At 58.5% G+C, this 16,162-nt stretch carries 18 protein-coding genes; 2 read left to right on the top strand and 16 right to left on the bottom strand.

What is annotated here, in order from left to right; all coding sequences use genetic code 11:
* Nucleotides 1-14: 14 nt before the first annotated feature.
* From fabG to JQ845_RS13360, 5 genes are all read right to left on the bottom strand, one after another.
* Complete coding sequence (gene fabG, locus JQ845_RS13340; protein ID WP_010655790.1) at nt 15-758, bottom strand: 3-oxoacyl-ACP reductase FabG; 744 nt, start codon at nt 756-758, stop codon at nt 15-17.
* Between the two features lie 16 nt (nt 759-774).
* A complete protein-coding gene (gene fabD, locus JQ845_RS13345) occupies nt 775-1,713 on the bottom strand; it encodes an ACP S-malonyltransferase (RefSeq protein WP_029612305.1) in 939 nt (312 codons plus the stop codon).
* Between the two features lie 126 nt (nt 1,714-1,839).
* Nucleotides 1,840-2,850, bottom strand: coding sequence for a phosphate acyltransferase PlsX (gene plsX / locus JQ845_RS13350; RefSeq protein WP_127196192.1), 1,011 nt, complete (start codon nt 2,848-2,850; stop codon nt 1,840-1,842).
* Between the two features lie 4 nt (nt 2,851-2,854).
* Nucleotides 2,855-3,037, bottom strand: a complete 183-nt coding sequence (rpmF, locus tag JQ845_RS13355; RefSeq protein WP_003442519.1) for a 50S ribosomal protein L32 — start codon at nt 3,035-3,037, stop codon at nt 2,855-2,857.
* A gap of 13 nt (nt 3,038-3,050) precedes the next feature.
* Nucleotides 3,051-3,578: a YceD family protein gene (locus JQ845_RS13360; RefSeq protein WP_003442521.1), complete on the bottom strand. Its 528-nt coding sequence runs from the start codon at nt 3,576-3,578 to the stop codon at nt 3,051-3,053.
* 105 nt (nt 3,579-3,683) lie between these two features.
* Between JQ845_RS13360 and JQ845_RS13365 the strand changes: the two genes are divergently transcribed.
* Nucleotides 3,684-4,262 carry a Maf family protein gene (locus JQ845_RS13365; protein ID WP_161718135.1) on the top strand — a complete coding sequence of 193 codons (579 nt, stop codon included), beginning with the start codon at nt 3,684-3,686 and terminating at the stop codon, nt 4,260-4,262.
* A gap of 49 nt (nt 4,263-4,311) precedes the next feature.
* Here JQ845_RS13365 and JQ845_RS13370 read toward each other — a convergent pair whose 3' ends face one another.
* Genes JQ845_RS13370 through rluC form a run of 3 tightly spaced genes read right to left on the bottom strand, consistent with a single transcriptional unit; the run spans nt 4,312 to nt 6,930 of the window.
* Entirely contained in the window at nt 4,312-5,298 is a 987-nt protein-coding gene (locus tag JQ845_RS13370) for a S49 family peptidase (RefSeq protein WP_003442525.1), read from the bottom strand.
* Between the two features lie 20 nt (nt 5,299-5,318).
* Nucleotides 5,319-5,981 (bottom strand): HAD-IA family hydrolase, encoded by a 663-nt coding sequence (locus JQ845_RS13375; RefSeq protein WP_003442527.1) that lies wholly within the window; start codon nt 5,979-5,981, stop codon nt 5,319-5,321.
* On the bottom strand, nt 5,971-6,930 hold the full coding sequence (rluC, locus tag JQ845_RS13380) for a 23S rRNA pseudouridine(955/2504/2580) synthase RluC (RefSeq protein ID WP_003442528.1): 960 nt from the start codon (nt 6,928-6,930) through the stop codon (nt 5,971-5,973). Before rluC ends, JQ845_RS13375 begins: the two co-directional genes overlap by 11 nt.
* A 698-nt stretch (nt 6,931-7,628) precedes the next feature.
* On the opposite strand from rluC, the gene rne reads away from it, so the two are divergent.
* Nucleotides 7,629-10,874, top strand: coding sequence for a ribonuclease E (rne, locus tag JQ845_RS13385; protein ID WP_459565135.1), 3,246 nt, complete (start codon nt 7,629-7,631; stop codon nt 10,872-10,874).
* A gap of 121 nt (nt 10,875-10,995) precedes the next feature.
* On the opposite strand, the gene JQ845_RS13390 is transcribed toward rne, so the two are convergent.
* Genes JQ845_RS13390 through JQ845_RS13425 form a run of 8 tightly spaced genes read right to left on the bottom strand, consistent with a single transcriptional unit; the run spans nt 10,996 to nt 16,156 of the window.
* A complete protein-coding gene (locus tag JQ845_RS13390) occupies nt 10,996-11,607 on the bottom strand; it encodes a transglycosylase SLT domain-containing protein (protein WP_029612302.1) in 612 nt (203 codons plus the stop codon).
* A 25-nt stretch (nt 11,608-11,632) separates the two neighbouring features.
* Entirely contained in the window at nt 11,633-12,652 is a 1,020-nt protein-coding gene (gene murB, locus JQ845_RS13395) for a UDP-N-acetylmuramate dehydrogenase (RefSeq protein ID WP_010655786.1), read from the bottom strand.
* The gene (locus JQ845_RS13400) at nt 12,649-13,113 is read right to left on the bottom strand and encodes a low molecular weight protein-tyrosine-phosphatase (RefSeq protein WP_003442536.1); all 465 of its coding nucleotides are present in this window, start codon (nt 13,111-13,113) and stop codon (nt 12,649-12,651) included. Before JQ845_RS13400 ends, murB begins: the two co-directional genes overlap by 4 nt.
* Nucleotides 13,113-13,877 (bottom strand): 3-deoxy-manno-octulosonate cytidylyltransferase, encoded by a 765-nt coding sequence (kdsB, locus tag JQ845_RS13405; RefSeq protein ID WP_003442538.1) that lies wholly within the window; start codon nt 13,875-13,877, stop codon nt 13,113-13,115. Before kdsB ends, JQ845_RS13400 begins: the two co-directional genes overlap by 1 nt.
* A complete protein-coding gene (locus JQ845_RS13410) occupies nt 13,874-14,059 on the bottom strand; it encodes a Trm112 family protein (protein ID WP_003442540.1) in 186 nt (61 codons plus the stop codon). The genes kdsB and JQ845_RS13410 overlap by 4 nt, the downstream gene beginning before the upstream one ends.
* Nucleotides 14,060-14,085: 26 nt before the next feature.
* A complete protein-coding gene (gene lpxK / locus JQ845_RS13415; protein WP_202210361.1) occupies nt 14,086-15,096 on the bottom strand; it encodes a tetraacyldisaccharide 4'-kinase in 1,011 nt (336 codons plus the stop codon).
* Nucleotides 15,096-15,524, bottom strand: a complete 429-nt coding sequence (locus JQ845_RS13420; protein WP_003442553.1) for an ExbD/TolR family protein — start codon at nt 15,522-15,524, stop codon at nt 15,096-15,098. The genes lpxK and JQ845_RS13420 overlap by 1 nt, the downstream gene beginning before the upstream one ends.
* Nucleotides 15,521-16,156: a MotA/TolQ/ExbB proton channel family protein gene (locus JQ845_RS13425; protein WP_003442555.1), complete on the bottom strand. Its 636-nt coding sequence runs from the start codon at nt 16,154-16,156 to the stop codon at nt 15,521-15,523. The genes JQ845_RS13420 and JQ845_RS13425 overlap by 4 nt, the downstream gene beginning before the upstream one ends.
* Nucleotides 16,157-16,162: the final 6 nt, after the last annotated feature.

Consider the following 16,162-nt stretch of genomic DNA (forward strand, 5'->3'; position numbering starts at 1 on the left):
GCAATCCGTCACATTTAACTCATGTACATCCCGCCGTTGACCGGGATTGTAGCTCCGGTCACGTAGGCTGCACCGTCAGAGGCCAGAAAAGAAACCACGTTTGCGATCTCTTGTGCCTGACCCAAACGGCCCAGCGGAATCTGTGTCAGCAAGGCTTCACGCTGTGCCTGCGGCAACTCGCGGGTCATATCGGTATCGATAAACCCTGGCGCTACCGAGTTCACAGTGATCGAGCGCGAGCCCACTTCACGTGCCAGCGCACGGCTGAAACCTTCCAGGCCAGCCTTGGCGGCGGCATAGTTTACTTGGCCTGCGTTGCCCATGGCACCCACAACAGAGCCAATACTGATAATTCGTCCCCAACGGGCCTTGGTCATGCCGCGCAAAACACCCTTGGACAGGCGAAACAGACTGTTCAAGTTGGTATCGACGACGTCATGCCATTCGTCATTTTTCATCCGCATCATCAGGTTATCGCGGGTGATGCCGGCATTATTGACCAGGATCGCCGGCGCACCGAACTGTTCCTGAATGCTGTTCAGCACCGCGGCAACTGATTCATCGCTGGTAACATTAAGTTCCATGCCGGTACCCTGAACACCGTGTTCTTTCAGGGTGGCAGCGATGCGCTCGGCACCGGCTTGCGACGTAGCAGTGCCGATTACAACGGCGCCCTGACGACCCAATTCCAGGGCAATAGCCTGGCCAATACCACGGCTGGCGCCGGTTACCAGTGCAACTTTACCTTGCAAGCTCATGCAGGCTTCTCCTAATTCAAGCCAGTGCCGTACGCGCAGCGGCGAAGGCATCTGGGGTATTCAAGTTGTGAGTGGTTACGCCTTCTGCGCAACGTTTGCTGATGCCTACCAGGACTTTGCCCGGACCGCACTCAACCAAGTCAACCGGACCGCTGGCTGCAAGCGCCTGTACCGATTCAACCCAGCGCACCGGCTTGTACAGCTGCTCGAGCAGATCGCGCTTGAGGGTTTCCAGATCTTGCACAATGGCCGCACTGACGTTCTGCACCAGAGGAATCTGTGGCGCCTGCCAATCAATCGCCTGAATCGACTCGGCGAAGCGCTCTGCGGCAGGACGCATCAACTCACAATGCGAAGGTACGCTGACCGGCAATGGCAGCGCACGCTTGGCTCCGGCGGCCTTGCACAGCTCCATGGCACGCTCGACGGCAGCCTTGGAACCGGCAATTACAACCTGACCCGGCGAGTTGAAGTTAACCGCGCTGACCACTTCACCCTGGGCAGCTTCAGCACAGGCTTGCAGCACAACGGCGTCTTCGAGCCCCAGAATCGCCGCCATGGCGCCCTGACCGGCCGGAACAGCTTCCTGCATCAGTTGCCCGCGACGCTCAACCAGCCTGACCGCATCCGCCAGGCTCAGACAGCCGGCAGCCACCAGGGCGCTGTATTCACCCAGGCTGTGACCGGCAACATAATCCGGACGCTTGCCGCCTTCGGCCAGCCACAGACGCCAAAGGGCAATCGAGGCAGTCAGAATGGCTGGCTGGGTAACATCAGTTTGATTGAGTTTTTCTGCCGGCCCTTCCTGGGTCACGGCCCACAGGTCGTAACCCAGAGCATCAGAAGCTTCTTTGAAGGTATCAATGACCAGCGGATGAGCCGCGCCCAGCTCGGCCAACATGCCGAGGGACTGCGAACCCTGCCCTGGAAAGACGAATGCGAGGGATGTAGACATGTAACAAGCCCCTAATGATCTTGTCGTCGGAGAATTGACGTCCTGCCGTGGCGGACGCAAGAAACTGACAGTTGGATGGCTGATTAGACCGGGCGGTCACATTTCAGTACCCGGCCGGCAAAACGCCTACGGCAACAACCCTTCAAGGCGCCCATACAAACGCTTTGGCAGGTCTTCATGGATTTCAATCAGTGCGCGCTCTATTGCACTCTGAAAGCCCTGAGCACCTGCCGAACCGTGACTCTTGATAACAATGCCCTGCAAACCGAGAAAACTCGCACCATTATGCCGGGCGGGTGCCAGATCAGCCTGCAAACGCCGCATTAACGGTAACGCCAGCGCACCGACAAACCGGCCGAACAGCGTACGCTTGAATACCGCCCGGATCCTGCTCGAAATCATCGTCGCCAGACCTTCGCTGGATTTGAGCAAGATATTGCCGACAAATCCATCGCACACCACCACATCGGCCTCACCCCGGTACACCCCGTCACCCTCAATAAAGCCGATGTAATTGAGGCCAGGCGCCGACTGCAACAATACCGCCGCTTCCTTGACCTGCTGATTACCCTTGACGTCCTCGGTGCCTATATTGAGCAAGGCGACCCGCGGACGCAGAATACCCAGCGCCTGCGCCGCCACCGAACCCATCACGGCAAACTGAAACAACTGCCCGGCAGTGCAATCAACATTGGCCCCCAGATCCAGCAACTGACAGTAGCCGGTTTGGGTCGGCACCGCTGCCACCATTGCCGGACGATCAATCCCCGGCAAGGTTTTAAGCACATGCCGCGACAGCGCCATCAGCGCCCCGGTATTACCTGAGCTCACGCATGCCTGCACCTTGCCGTCACGCAACAACTCCAGCGCTACACGCATAGAAGAGTCCGGCTTGCTGCGCAAAGCTAGCGAAGGCCGCTCATTCATGGCGATCACTTCTGAAGCAGGGGTAATAGTCAGGCGCGTGCGATCCACAGCCGGATAGCTGGCAATCAGATTTTCAAGTTCGGAGGGTTGACCGACGAGGGTCAGGTGTAACGAGGGAGTAGCAGACAGGCAAGCAATACTGGCCTGAACAATGCTGCGGGGACCGAAGTCCCCGCCCATTGCGTCGATCGCGATGACCTGAACGGACAAGTGATTACTCGTCAGCGCCCTTGTCGATCACTTTACGACCACGGTATACGCCTTCTGGCGATACGTGGTGACGCAGGTGAATTTCACCGGTGGTTTTTTCTACAGACAGAGTGCTAGCCGAAAGAGCATCGTGCGAACGACGCATGTCACGGGCAGAGCGGGATTTTTTGTTCTGCTGAACAGCCATAATTAATTAACTCCTAAACGTTTGGGTCACGCTTTAACTGCGCCAATACACTGAACGGGTTGGACCGCGTTACCTCGTCCTCGCCTGGATCGGGCTCATCGAGACCCGCCGGCTGCTGGCATTCTTCCGGATGATGAGCAGGCACAATGGGCAAGGCGAGCAGAAGCTCTTCCTCGATCAGTGCCAGCAGATCCAAAGGATCCTCGCCCAGCTCCAGCACGTCATAACCTTGCGGTAACGACTGGGTGTTCGCACCCTCTTTCACCACAGCATAACTGCACTCGCTGTGGATCGGCAGGGTGACCAGCTCAAGACAACGCTGGCAAACCATTTTGACTTCGGCGTCGATAGAGCTGTGGATGACCACAGACCTACGTTCATCTCGTTCAAAAACAAATTTCGCCTGGACCGTTCCGAGAGTATCGGAAAGCGGGTCGCAGAGTCTCTCCAAATCAGCCAGCAACACTTCACCTTGGAGGGTAGTGCCACGATCAGCTAATTTGCGCGGGTCAACGTGAGGTGGAATCGGGTCATTCAACATAGGCGCAGCATTCTAGGGACGACCCCTTCACCTGTCAAAGGAAATTGTGCCTGTGCGACATCCTGTACGATCGTTAGAATCCCTGACCGCCCACAGGAGACGCGCATGCTGCCTTTATTACTCGCTTCAAGCTCGGCTTATCGCCGTGATCTGCTGGCTCGCCTGCGCCTGCCTTTCAGCTGCAGCTCCCCCGATATAGACGAAAGCCACCGCCCCGGCGAATCAGCCGTCGAACTGGTGAAACGCCTGTCCCGGCAAAAAGCCGAAGCACTTGCCACCCGTCACCCCGACCACTTGATTATCGGCTCCGATCAGGTTGCAGCGCTCAACGGACGAATCATCGGCAAACCCCACACGTTTGACAAGGCCCGCCAGCAACTTTTGGACGCCAGCGGCGCCAGCGTAACCTTCCTCACCGGACTGACCCTGCTCAACAGCCAGACAGGCCACTATCAAACCGACTGCGTGCCCTTCACCGTGCACATGCGCCCCCTCACCCCGGAACAGGTCGAACGCTACCTGCTTGCCGAAGAACCCTATGACTGCGCAGGCAGCTTCAAAGCGGAAGGTCTGGGTGTGAGCCTGTTCAGGCGCACCGAAGGCGATGACGCCACCAGCCTGGTCGGCCTGCCACTTATCCGCCTAGTCGACATGCTGCTCGCGCAAGGCGTGGCGATTCCGTAAAACAAAAAAACCGGCCTGAAAAGGCCGGTTTTTTTAAATCATCCATGGATCAGCGCAGGGTCGGCCCCTGGAACCCCATCCACATCGCCAACTGTTCAGCCACACTGGCGCCCAGCTTTTTCGAGAAGCGGTCAAACGCCGACTCTTGCACAGTGAAGTCGATCAGTTCTTTTTCACCGATCACATCACGGGCAACCGAACTGGCATTACCCAACCCGTCGATCAAGCCGAGAGGCAATGCCTGCTGCCCGGTCCAGACCAGCCCCGAAAACAGCTCGGGATGATCCTTGTCTTTAAGGCGATCACCACGCCCCTGCTTGACGCTGGCAATGAACTGCTCATGGGTGACATTCAACACGCCCTGCCAGAACTTGGTCTCGTCCGGTTTTTCAGGCTCGAAAGGATCAAGAAAGGCTTTGTGTTCGCCAGAGGTGTAAGCGCGGCGCTGAATACCCAGCTTGTCCATTGCACCGACAAAACCAAAGCCCGCAGCCGTCACCCCGATCGAGCCCACCAGGCTGGCTTTATCGGCGTAAATTTCATCTGCCGCACTGGCAATGTAATAGGCACCCGAGGCACCCAGATCGGAAATCACCGCATACACCTTGATATCAGGGTGCAAGCCGCGCAGACGGCGAATCTCATCGTAGACATAGCCCGACTGCACCGGACTGCCGCCCGGACTGTTGATACGCAACACCACACCCTTGACCTTGGGATCGGCGAACGCAGCCTGCAGGCTGGTGACAATATTGTCAGCACTGGCAGCCTCTTTGTCGGCAATCACGCCGCGCACATCGATCAAAGCGGTATACCCGCTGCTGGTGGCACTGCGCTCCATATCCACCAACGGAGAAAACAGGATCAGCACCGTAATCAGATAACAAAAGGTCAGCACCTTGAAAAAAATGCCCCAGCGACGCGCCCGACGCTGCTCCTGAATTCCTGCCAACAGGGTTTTTTCCAGCAGCTTCCAGCTTTTGTCATCGCCGGCAGCCGGCTCAGACTCTGAAGGCGCCTTCCATTGATCAACCATGCTCTACCCCAGCAAAGACTTTAATTAACCTGGCAATTGAGCCAGGTACGCAATTCGGGAAAACTGTCGATCGCCAACCGCGGCTCAAATGCAAGCAAGCGCTCCATTGACTGAGCACCATAGCTCACTGCAACTGAATCAATACCGGCGTTGCGGGCCATCAGCAAATCAAACGACGCATCCCCCACCATCAAGGCCTGTCCGGGCTGCATGTCGCAATGGGCCAGGATTTGATTCAGCATCAATGGATCAGGCTTGCTGGCGGTCTCATCGGCAGCGCGGGTGATATCGAAAAAATCTTCCCAGCCATGAGCCCTGAGCACCCGGTCAAGCCCCCGGCGCGCCTTGCCCGTAGCTACGGCCAAACGGTAACCCTCGGCACGAAAGGCCTCGAGCGACTCAGCCACCCCCGCAAACAACGGTGACGGCTCGGTATCCATAGCCATGTAGACATCCGCATAGTGCTGGCGAAAGGCAATCACCTGGGCGTCCGACATATCGGGATAAAGCGACAGGATGGCCTCAGGCAAACCAAGGCCGATAATTCCCTTGATCGCCTCTTCATCACGCTCAGGACGGCCTGCGCGATGTGCCGCGACCTTCATCGCGGCGACAATCCGACCGATGGAGTCGGCCAGCGTACCGTCCCAGTCGAAGATCAGCAGCTTGTACTCATGGCGCACTCAGCAGGCGCTCCACGGTCTTGGCCCACATTTCGTCAACCGGAGCCTGCAGCTTCAACTCGCCACCCTCAGGCAGAGGCACCGTCAGCATGTAAGCGTGCAAGAACAGCCGCTTGCCACCCAGATCGCGAATTTCTTTAGAAAACCCTTCATCGCCATACTTGGTGTCACCGGCAATACAGTGACCGGCATGCAATGTGTGCACTCGAATCTGGTGAGTACGGCCGGTAATCGGCTTGGCCTCGATCATGGTTGCAAAATCACCGAAGCGACGCAGCACCTTGAACACGGTGACCGACTCCTTGCCCTCTTCGTTGACTTCAACCATACGTTCGCCGGAACGCAGGTTGCTCTTCATCAGCGGTGCTCGCACCTGCTTGATGGACGCCGCCCAGTTACCGCGCACCAACGCCATGTAGCGCTTGTCGACACCATCACCGCGCAATGCGGCATGCAAGTGACGCAACATGCTGCGCTTTTTGGCAATCATCAACAGGCCGGAAGTGTCCCGGTCCAGGCGATGCACCAGTTCCAGTTCCTTGGCATCGGGGCGCATCTGACGAAAGGCTTCAATTACGCCAAAAGTCAGACCGCTACCGCCATGTACAGCGATACCGGCCGGTTTGTTCAGCACTATCAGCGCCTTGTCTTCGTAGACAATGGCGGCTTCGAGTCGCTGCAACAAACCTTGAGCCACCGGCACCGGCTCATCGCGTTCCGGCACGCGAACCGGCGGCACGCGCACGATATCGCCCGCCTGCAGCTTGTACTCGGGCTTGATCCGCCCCTTGTTCACACGCACTTCGCCTTTACGCAAAATGCGGTAAATCAAGGTCTTGGGAACACCCTTGAGCCGTGCAAGTAAAAAGTTGTCGATGCGTTGGCCGGCATATTCCGGCGAGACCTCAAGCAGCTGGACGCTGGGGGTCGGGGGGGTAGTGGTCGTCATGCCGCGAATGATAACAATTTTTTATGGAATTGAAGCACTTAATCATTGCTGCTATAGTCGCGAACGCCGCCAAAAGCGGCCTGGACAGCGGATTAACGGTGAATAACCGGCCCTGCCCAACGCTCTTAATCAGGACGCGAGGCCGTCCTACGGGGCTTTTGCTGGATACGGAACACCTGGAGTTGTAACAAGCGCAGGTGACATGAGGCCTGAAGCGAGCCTGGAAAGCAGAGTGCAAACTCGCCTTTTACGCCGATATTCACGGCCAGTTCACAAAGTGCAGTCAGCTTCGGGCATATCAAGCGAATGCTTCGGAAACATCGCCTTTATTAGCCATGATGCGTGAACTCCCCTTTTGGAGAACACGGTAAATGCCAACCCGCTGCGGATTCTGCGCGCGGCAGCACCCGAATTATCAGGGATACGTGTAGGGTGGAGATGCACAACCGCCGGACTGTGTAGCAATAGGCTTTATCAAGACGCTTCATCTCGTCCACAGCCGCTGGTTGATTCCTCCTCCTGACTGAGTGCTTAAGTCACCACAGCAAGCAGGAAGCGTAAGTCGCGACTTCGCCCCCATTGGTCGAACCTCGCTGGACACAGGAGTGGCCAACTGCTCCTGACGCACCTGACACCGACCATGAGAAGTCGTGTGTGCCGAACGCCGTTTCCGGTAGCCCGGAAACCGACGGTACAACATGAAAAGAATGCTGATTAACGCAACTCAACCTGAAGAGTTGCGTGTTGCACTGGTAGATGGCCAACGCCTCTACGACCTGGACATCGAGTCAGGCGCGCGCGAGCAGAAGAAAGCCAATATCTATAAAGGCCGTATTACTCGCATCGAACCAAGCCTTGAGGCTGCCTTTGTCGATTTTGGCTCTGAGCGCCACGGCTTCCTGCCACTTAAGGAAATCTCCCGCGAGTACTTCAAGAAAGCTCCTGAAGGCCGCGTCAACATCAAGGACGTCCTGAGCGAAGGCCAGGAAGTTATCGTGCAGGTCGAGAAAGAAGAGCGTGGCAACAAGGGCGCAGCCCTGACCACCTTCATCAGCCTCGCTGGCCGTTATCTGGTTCTGATGCCTAATAACCCGCGTGCCGGCGGTATCTCCCGTCGCATCGAAGGTGAAGAACGCAACGAGCTGCGCGAAGCCCTGAACGGCCTGATCGCTCCGGCCGACATGGGTCTGATCGTGCGCACTGCAGGCCTGGGCCGCAGCAGCGAAGAAATGCAGTGGGACCTCGATTACCTGCTGCAACTCTGGACCGCCATTAAAGAAGCCTCCCTGGACCGCTCCGCGCCATTCCTGATCTATCAGGAAAGCAACGTGATCATCCGCGCCATCCGCGACTACTTGCGCCAGGACATCGGCGAAGTACTGATCGACAGCGTTGAAGCACAGGACGAAGCCCTGACCTTCATCCGCCAGGTGATGCCGCAGTACGCCAGCAAAATCAAACTCTACGAAGACAGCGTTCCGCTGTTCAATCGTTTCCAGATCGAAAGCCAGATCGAGACCGCCTTCCAGCGCGTCGTTGAACTGCCTTCCGGCGGCTCCATCGTTATCGACCCGACCGAAGCCCTGGTGTCCATCGACATCAACTCGGCGCGCGCCACCAAAGGCAGCGATATCGAAGAAACCGCACTGCAAACCAACCTTGAAGCGGCTGAAGAAATCGCCCGTCAGTTGCGCCTGCGCGACATCGGCGGCCTGATCGTCATCGACTTCATCGACATGACCCCTGCCAAAAACCAGCGCGCCGTGGAAGAAAAAGTCCGCGAGTGCCTGGAAGCAGACCGTGCCCGCGTACAAGTAGGCCGTATCTCGCGCTTTGGCTTGCTGGAAATGTCCCGTCAGCGCCTGCGTCCATCCCTGGGCGAAAGCAGCGGCATCGTTTGCCCACGCTGCAATGGCACCGGCATCATCCGTGACGTTGAATCGCTGTCGCTGGCCATTCTGCGCCTGATCGAAGAAGAAGCCCTGAAAGACCGCACTGCCGAAGTGCGCGCCCAGGTGCCAATCCCGGTTGCTGCATTCCTGCTCAACGAGAAGCGCAACTCGATTACCAAAATCGAACTGCGGACCCGTGCACGCATCATCATTCTGCCGAACGATCACCTCGAGACGCCGCACTTCGAAGTTCAGCGCCTGCGTGATGACAGCCCGGAAGCCCACACCAACCAGTCCAGCTACGAAATCGCTGCCGCTGCTGCGGAAGTGGAAGAAGTTCAGCCGGCTGCCGCCACTCGCACTCTGGTTCGCCAGGAAGCTGCAGTCAAAACAGCACCGCCGCGCACCTCGGCACCGGTTCCGACCGAAGCTGCTGCACCGGCTCCTGCTGCTGCACCTGCCGCTACCATCGCCGAGCCAAGCCTGTTCAAAGGCCTGGTCAAATCGCTGGTAAGCCTGTTCGCCTCCAAGGAAGAGCCTGCTGCTCCGACCGTGGTTGAGAAGCCGGCAACGACAGAGCGTCCTGCGCGCAATGAAGAGCGCCGCAATGGTCGCCAGCAAAGCCGCAATCGCAATGGCCGTCGCGATGAAGAGCGCAAGCCACGCGAAGAGCGTGCACCGCGAGAAGAACGCGCACCACGCGAAGTCCGCGAGCCGCGCGAAGAAACTCCGGTAGCTGCAGTTGCCCGTGAAGAACGCGCACCGCGTCCACCTCGTGAAGAACGTGCTCCACGCGCACCTCGTGAAGAACGCAAACCGCGCGGCGAAGCCCGTGAAGAGCGCGTTCGCGAATTGCGCGAGCCTCTGGATGCCGTTCCTGCTGCAGCCGTTGCAGCCGTCGTCGTCGAAGAAGAGCGCGCACCGCGCCCTCCACGGGAAGAACGCCAGCCGCGTGCTCCCCGCGAAGAACGTGCACCACGGGAAGTACAGCCAGTAGCCGCAGAAGACGAAGAAGCTCTGTCGAACGAAGAGCAATCCCAGGACGAGTCGCAGGACAACGCCGAAGGCGATCGTCCACGCCGCCGCTCCCGTGGCCAGCGTCGTCGCAGCAACCGTCGTGAGCGTCAACGCGATGCCAATGGCAACGTGATTGAAGGCTCGGAAGAAAACAGCGAAGAAGGCACTGCCGAAAACGCTCCTTCCACCACTGAACTGGCTGCCGGTCTGGCCGTCACTGAAGCCGTTGCCAGCTCGGTCATCAGCGCTCCTGCTGAAGCCCAGGCCAATCAACAGGCCGAGCGTGCTACCCAGACCGTCCAGGAATCGGCTCCGGCAGAAACCGTGATTGCTGAAAAGGTTCAAACAACTGAAGTAGCCATTGTGCCAACACCGGTTGTAGAAGCCCCTGTGGTTGAAGCACCCGTAGTTGAAGCGCCAGCTGTTGAAGCGGTCACCCCGGTCGAAGCAGCCAAGGCACCAGAAGTTGAAGTGCCTGCAGCACCGCAAGCACAGCCTGAAGCTCAGGTAGTTGCCGAGCCTGCCCCGGCAGTCGAAGCGCCTGTTGTAGCTGCGCCAGAGCCAGTGGTTGAAGCGGTAGTCGAAGCACCGGCAGTAGAAGCGCCAAGCGTGGAAGCACCGGTTGTTGAGGCACCAGCCATCGAAAAAGCGCTAGAGCACGTCAAGGAAGCCCGTTTTGTTCGCGAGCCGATTGCCGAGCCGGCTATTGTCGAGGCAGCTCCGGCTCCTGTGGCTGAACCTGTGGCTGTCGAAGTCGTAGTGGCTGAAGCCGCCGTGATCGAGACAGCTGTAGTTGAACAACCTGCTCCGGCAGAAGTTGTTGTCGCGACTGAAGTGACTGAAGTGACTGAAGTGACTGAAGTAGTGGTTACAGCTCCGGTTGCCAGCACCGCACCAAGCAACGGTCGCGCTCCTAACGACCCGCGCGAAGTACGTCGCCGCAAGCGTGAAGCAGCCGCCGCTGCTGCCGCTCAGGCAGCTGCTGGCGAAACCGTAGCCGAAGGCAAGGAACACGAGTCTAAACCACTCGTCTAAACCTGCAGGCCACTAAAAAGCCCCGCCAGTTCTGAACTGGCGGGGCTTTTTTTATTTCCGTTGTCTACCTCATCAACTGTAGGAGCGAGCAAGCTCGCTCCTACAATGAATTGCGGGGGAGCTAGAAGAACCAGAACGAACGCCTGTTACGCTCCAGCTCGCCGCGGCACTGGTTAAGCTGCGCACCATAGGTTTTCGACTGCTGCTCAACTTTACGGGCCACCTGCATCAGCCAGGGTTTGGCACGGTATGTATTGCGACTGTAACCGCCCCTGCCCTCGTGATACGCCAGATACTGGTTGTAGGTATCCCATTTGGAAATCCCCAACTGCTGCTGGGTACCTGCGGCATACCATCCGATAAACATGATGGCATCGGCAAAGTTATCGCGAGAACCGCCACTGCCCATGCTTCGCTCGAAATCCTTCCAGGCCGGCGGTTGAGCTTGCGCGTAGCCGTATGACGGGCTGACCCTGCCCCACGGGATTACCCACAACAGATAAGCGCGGGGAGGAAGCGCATCAGCGACAAAACTGCTTTCCTGTTTCATGATCGCCATCGCCACATGGGGAGGCGTTCCCCAGCGGCTCTGCATCGCGACCGAGTCCTTGTACCAGGCAGGATACTGACGATAGATACTGCATAGATTGCCCTGGTCTTTGGGCGGAGCTGTCGTACACCCGGTTAATGTCACCAGGGTCAGCGCTAACGCCCATGCCGGTATTTGCTTCATTTATTATCCAGATCGGGAGAAGCCATTAATACAGGTTCGGTTCCATCTCCAGCTGCACTGCAAAGCGCCGCTCGATATCTTCCTGAATGCGTCGGGCCAGGGCCAGCAACTGCAAACCGCTGGCCGAGCCATAGTTGACCAATACCAGCGACTGCAAACGATGCACTCCGGCGTCAGCCTCACGAAAGCCTTTCCACCCCGCGGCTTCGATCAACCAGCCGGCGGCCAGCTTCACTCGGCCATCAGCTTGTGGGTAACCGATAATGCCGGGATGCGCCAGTTTCAGCTCAGCGGCCAGCGCAGCTGACACCAGCGGATTTTTAAAGAAGCTGCCTGCGTTACCCAGTACCGCCGGGTCCGGCAGCTTCTCACTGCGGATACTGCTGATGGCACGGCTCACGTCGGTCGCCGTCGGCTGTTCGATACCCTGCTCACTCAGGCGCTGGCGTACAGGTCCGTACTCCAGATGCAGCCTTGCGGCACGGCTCAGGGCAAACCGGACCCGCAGAATCACCCAGCGCCCCGGCTGTTGTTTGAACACGCTGTCACGGTAGCCAAAGTCGCAGTCCGCCAGGGTGAAATCGCGCAGCTCGCCGGTTTGCCGGTCAAGTGCGGTCAGCCCCGCAAAAACGTCCTTGATCTCAACGCCGTAAGCACCGATGTTCTGTACCGGCGCGGCACCCACGGTTCCAGGAATCAAACTGAGGTTTTCCAGCCCCGACAGGCCTTGCTCCAGGGTCCACAACACAAAGGCATGCCACACCTCGCCCGCTTCGGCCTCGACCACCACTTCCCGACCATCGTCTTCAACCTGGCGAATGCCACGGCTAGCCATGCGCAGCACCAGCGCAGGGACATCCCTGGTCAGCAGCAAGTTGCTACCGCCACCGATCACCAGCAAAGGCAGATTGCGCTGCGCCGAGCACTGCAATGCCTCGCGCACGTCGTCATCGCTACAGGCCTCGGCATACAGGCTCGCGCGCACATCCACACCAAAGCTATTGAACGGCTTGAGCGACTCATCAACCTGCAACAGCAAACTCATAAACGCCCCTTCAGTTCAATCACCAGCAAATCGCAGGCAGACTCAACCAGATCCAGCACCTCTTCAAAGCCTGCCTCACCGTCGTAATAAGGGTCGGGCACCTCGTCTTTAACGCCATCGAAACGACGCAGGAACAGGTCAAGCCCGGCCTTGCCGTTGGCAGGCTGCAAGGCTTTAAGGTCGCGCAGGTTGCTCAGGTCCATGGCCAGAATCAGGTCATAGTGATTGAAGTCGGCCGCGACCACCTGTTGCGCACGCTGCGCCGACAAATCGTAACCCCGCCGCATGGCTGCGCGCTGGGTACGCTTGTCCGGCGCCCCGCCTACGTGCCAGTTGCCCGTTCCTGCAGAAGCCACTTCAACACGCCCGGCCAGACCCGCTACCTGCAACTTGTGGCGCAGTACGCCTTCGGCCGTAGGAGAGCGACAGATATTACCCAGACAAACGAACAGGACGCGCATCAAGCCTCCAGCAAACGCCGAACGCGCTCGAGGTCTTCAATGGTATCGACACCGGCCGCAGGCGACTCGAGCACGTCGGCCACATGGATTCGTACACCATGCCAAAGTGCCCGCAGCTGCTCCAGACGCTCGGTGTTTTCGAGCCAGCAAGGGCCCCAGCTGACGAAGTCATGCAGGAAACCGGCGCGATAGGCGTAGATCCCGATATGGCGACGATAGGGCACGCCGGCAGGCAACTGCTCCGGGTGCGAAGCGAAATCATCACGAGCCCAGGGCAAGGTAGCCCGGCTGAATGTCAGCGCCAGCCCGTTGATATCACTGACCACCTTGACCACATTCGGGTTGAACAGGGTCTCGACGTCTGTGATCGGCTCGGCCAGCGTCGCCATGCTTGCTTCGCTGTGGGCCGCCAGGTTGATCGCGACCTGATCAATCAGTTGCGGTGGAATCAGCGGCTCGTCGCCCTGCACATTGACCACTATGGCATCGCTGGCCAGCCCCAGCTGGGTGGCCACTTCGGCCAGGCGATCGGTACCGGACTCGTGATCGGCACGGGTCAGCAATACTTCGGCACCAAACCCCTTGCAAGCCTCGACAATGCGCGCATCGTCAGTGGCCACTACCACCCGCTGCGCACTGCTTTTACAGGCCTGTTCCCAGACGTGTTGAACCATCGGCTTGCCGGCAATCGTCAGCAGCGGTTTGCCGGGCAAACGGGTCGACGCGAAGCGCGAGGGAATTACGACGGTAAAAACCGGAATCATTTATCCAGACGCTCATCAGTGCTGAGGGTGCGGGCTTCGGTTTCAAGCATCACCGGAATCCCGTCGCGGATCGGGTAAGCCAGGCCTGCACCCTTGCTGATCAGTTCGGTTTTATCGGCGCTGAGCTTGAGCGGGCCTTTGCAAACAGGGCACGCGAGGATATCGAGCAGCTTGGTGTCCATAAAATGTTCCCCTGAATAAAGATCGGTTAGGGCAAAAGACGATTGGGTAAAAGACGCAATAACTGCCGGTCAAACCACAGCACGAAGGCTTCGGAAGGAACAGCGTCAACCGCCAGGTACCACCAGTCAGGTGACGCAAAGTCGCGGCACTTCACCGCGTCCTTTTCGGTCATGACCAGAGGCAATGGCGGCATGAAATTCAAGACCTCGGCACTATAGGGCGCATGGTCTGCAAAAGCATGGGCGATTGGCCGCCAGTGTAGCGTTTCGAGGGTGGTGAAGAAACGCTGCGGATTACCGATCCCGGCCACGGCATGCAAGGCCTGTTCAGGCGGGAAAAAGTCCAGCGCCTTGCGCTCGCCACTGAGCAGGTTGATCAGCGCAGTCGGCTGCAACTGAAACGCAAATCCACCTTGGGGGTCGCTGGCAGCGCCGTTATACAGCACCGCATCCACACTCAGTAATCGCTCCGCCGGTTCCCGCAACGGCCCCGCCGGCAGGCAATGACCATTGCCCAGGCCCCGGGCGTTATCGATCAGCACCAACTCCAGATCCCGGGCCAAGCGGTAATGCTGCAAACCGTCGTCCGAAAGAATCAGATCCAGTGGCTCGCTGGCCAGCAAGGCTTGAACCGCACGACTGCGATCGGGGTCGATCATCAATGGTACGCCGGTTCGCTGCACGATCAGCAAGGGCTCGTCCCCCGCTATTCTGGCGCTGTGATCGGCGCTGACACGCCACGGCAATTGAGGCGGCCTGGCGCCATAACCACGGCTCACCACCCCAACCCGCAGACCATTGCGCTGGCAATGCTCGATCAGCCACAAAATCAGCGGTGTTTTACCGGTACCGCCGACGGTGATATTGCCTACCACCACCAGCGGTACGGGCGCACGATAGATCTCGCCCTCTCCCGCGATAAAACGCGCGCGCTTGCGCTCTACCACTTTGCGGTACAGGCATTCCAGCGGGCTCAACAGCTTGAGCAGCGGATGCCCGGCATACCAGGCACGCAGCAAACGATCGGACATGGCCATCAGTGAGGCGCCTGCGCCTCAACGGTGGTCATGCGCAAATGGCTGAAGCCGAGCTTGCCGGCCGCATCCATCGCAATAATGACCGCCTGATGCTGGGTCTTGCCATCGGCACTGATCGACAATGGCAAGCTGGTATCGCCACCGGACTCCCTCTGCAGGGCCTCGATCAGGCTCGCCAGATCGTTTTTTGGCAGCAATTGGTCGTTCACCGAAAACACCCCGTCTGCGCTGATGGCGATATCCAGCTGCCTGGTGTTCTGCTCGTCACTGGGCGAGCCGGTGACGGCTTCCGGCAGATCCACCCGCAACTGGGTTTCGCGGGTAAAGGTGGTGGTTACGACAAAGAACAGCAACAGGATAAACACCACGTCAATCAACGACGCGAGGTTGATATCGACCGTTTCCCGTGGCTTGCGGCGAAACTTCACACTTTGCTCCCGACCATGTCGACTTCGCGGTCGCCTTGCACCACTTCGACCAGTTTGATCGCTTCCTGCTCCATGCCAACCACCAGTTCATCGACCCGGCGCTGCAGGAAGCGATGGAAGAACACCGCCGGAATACCGACCATCAGTCCCGCAGCAGTGGTAATCAGCGCTTTGGAAATACCGCCCGCGAGTATCGCAGCGTTGGTGGTCATGCCCGAGCCCATGAACGAACTGAAAATATCGATCATGCCCAGAACCGTGCCCAGCAGTCCCAGCAACGGCGCCATGGCGGCAATGGTGCCCAATGCATTGAGGTAACGTTCAAGCTCGTGAATGACCCGGGCGGCGGCCTCTTCGATGCATTCTTTCATGATCTCGCGACCATGCTTGGAGTTGGCCAGGCCGGCAGCCAGGATTTCACCCAATGGCGAATCGGCGCGCAATTGCTTGAGTTTTTCCTTGTCCAGCTGCTTGTCCTTGATCCAGACCCAGACCTGCCCGAGCAGATGGGGCGGAGTCACGCGGCTGGCACGCAGGGTCCACAGGCGCTCGACAATAATGCCCAGCGCGGCAACAGAGCTCAGAATGATCGGCAGCATCATCCAGCCGCCGGATTTGACCAGTTCCCACACAGTGAA

This window comes from Pseudomonas paraversuta (assembly GCF_904063065.1).
In the GTDB taxonomy this organism is placed as follows: domain Bacteria; phylum Pseudomonadota; class Gammaproteobacteria; order Pseudomonadales; family Pseudomonadaceae; genus Aquipseudomonas; species Aquipseudomonas paraversuta.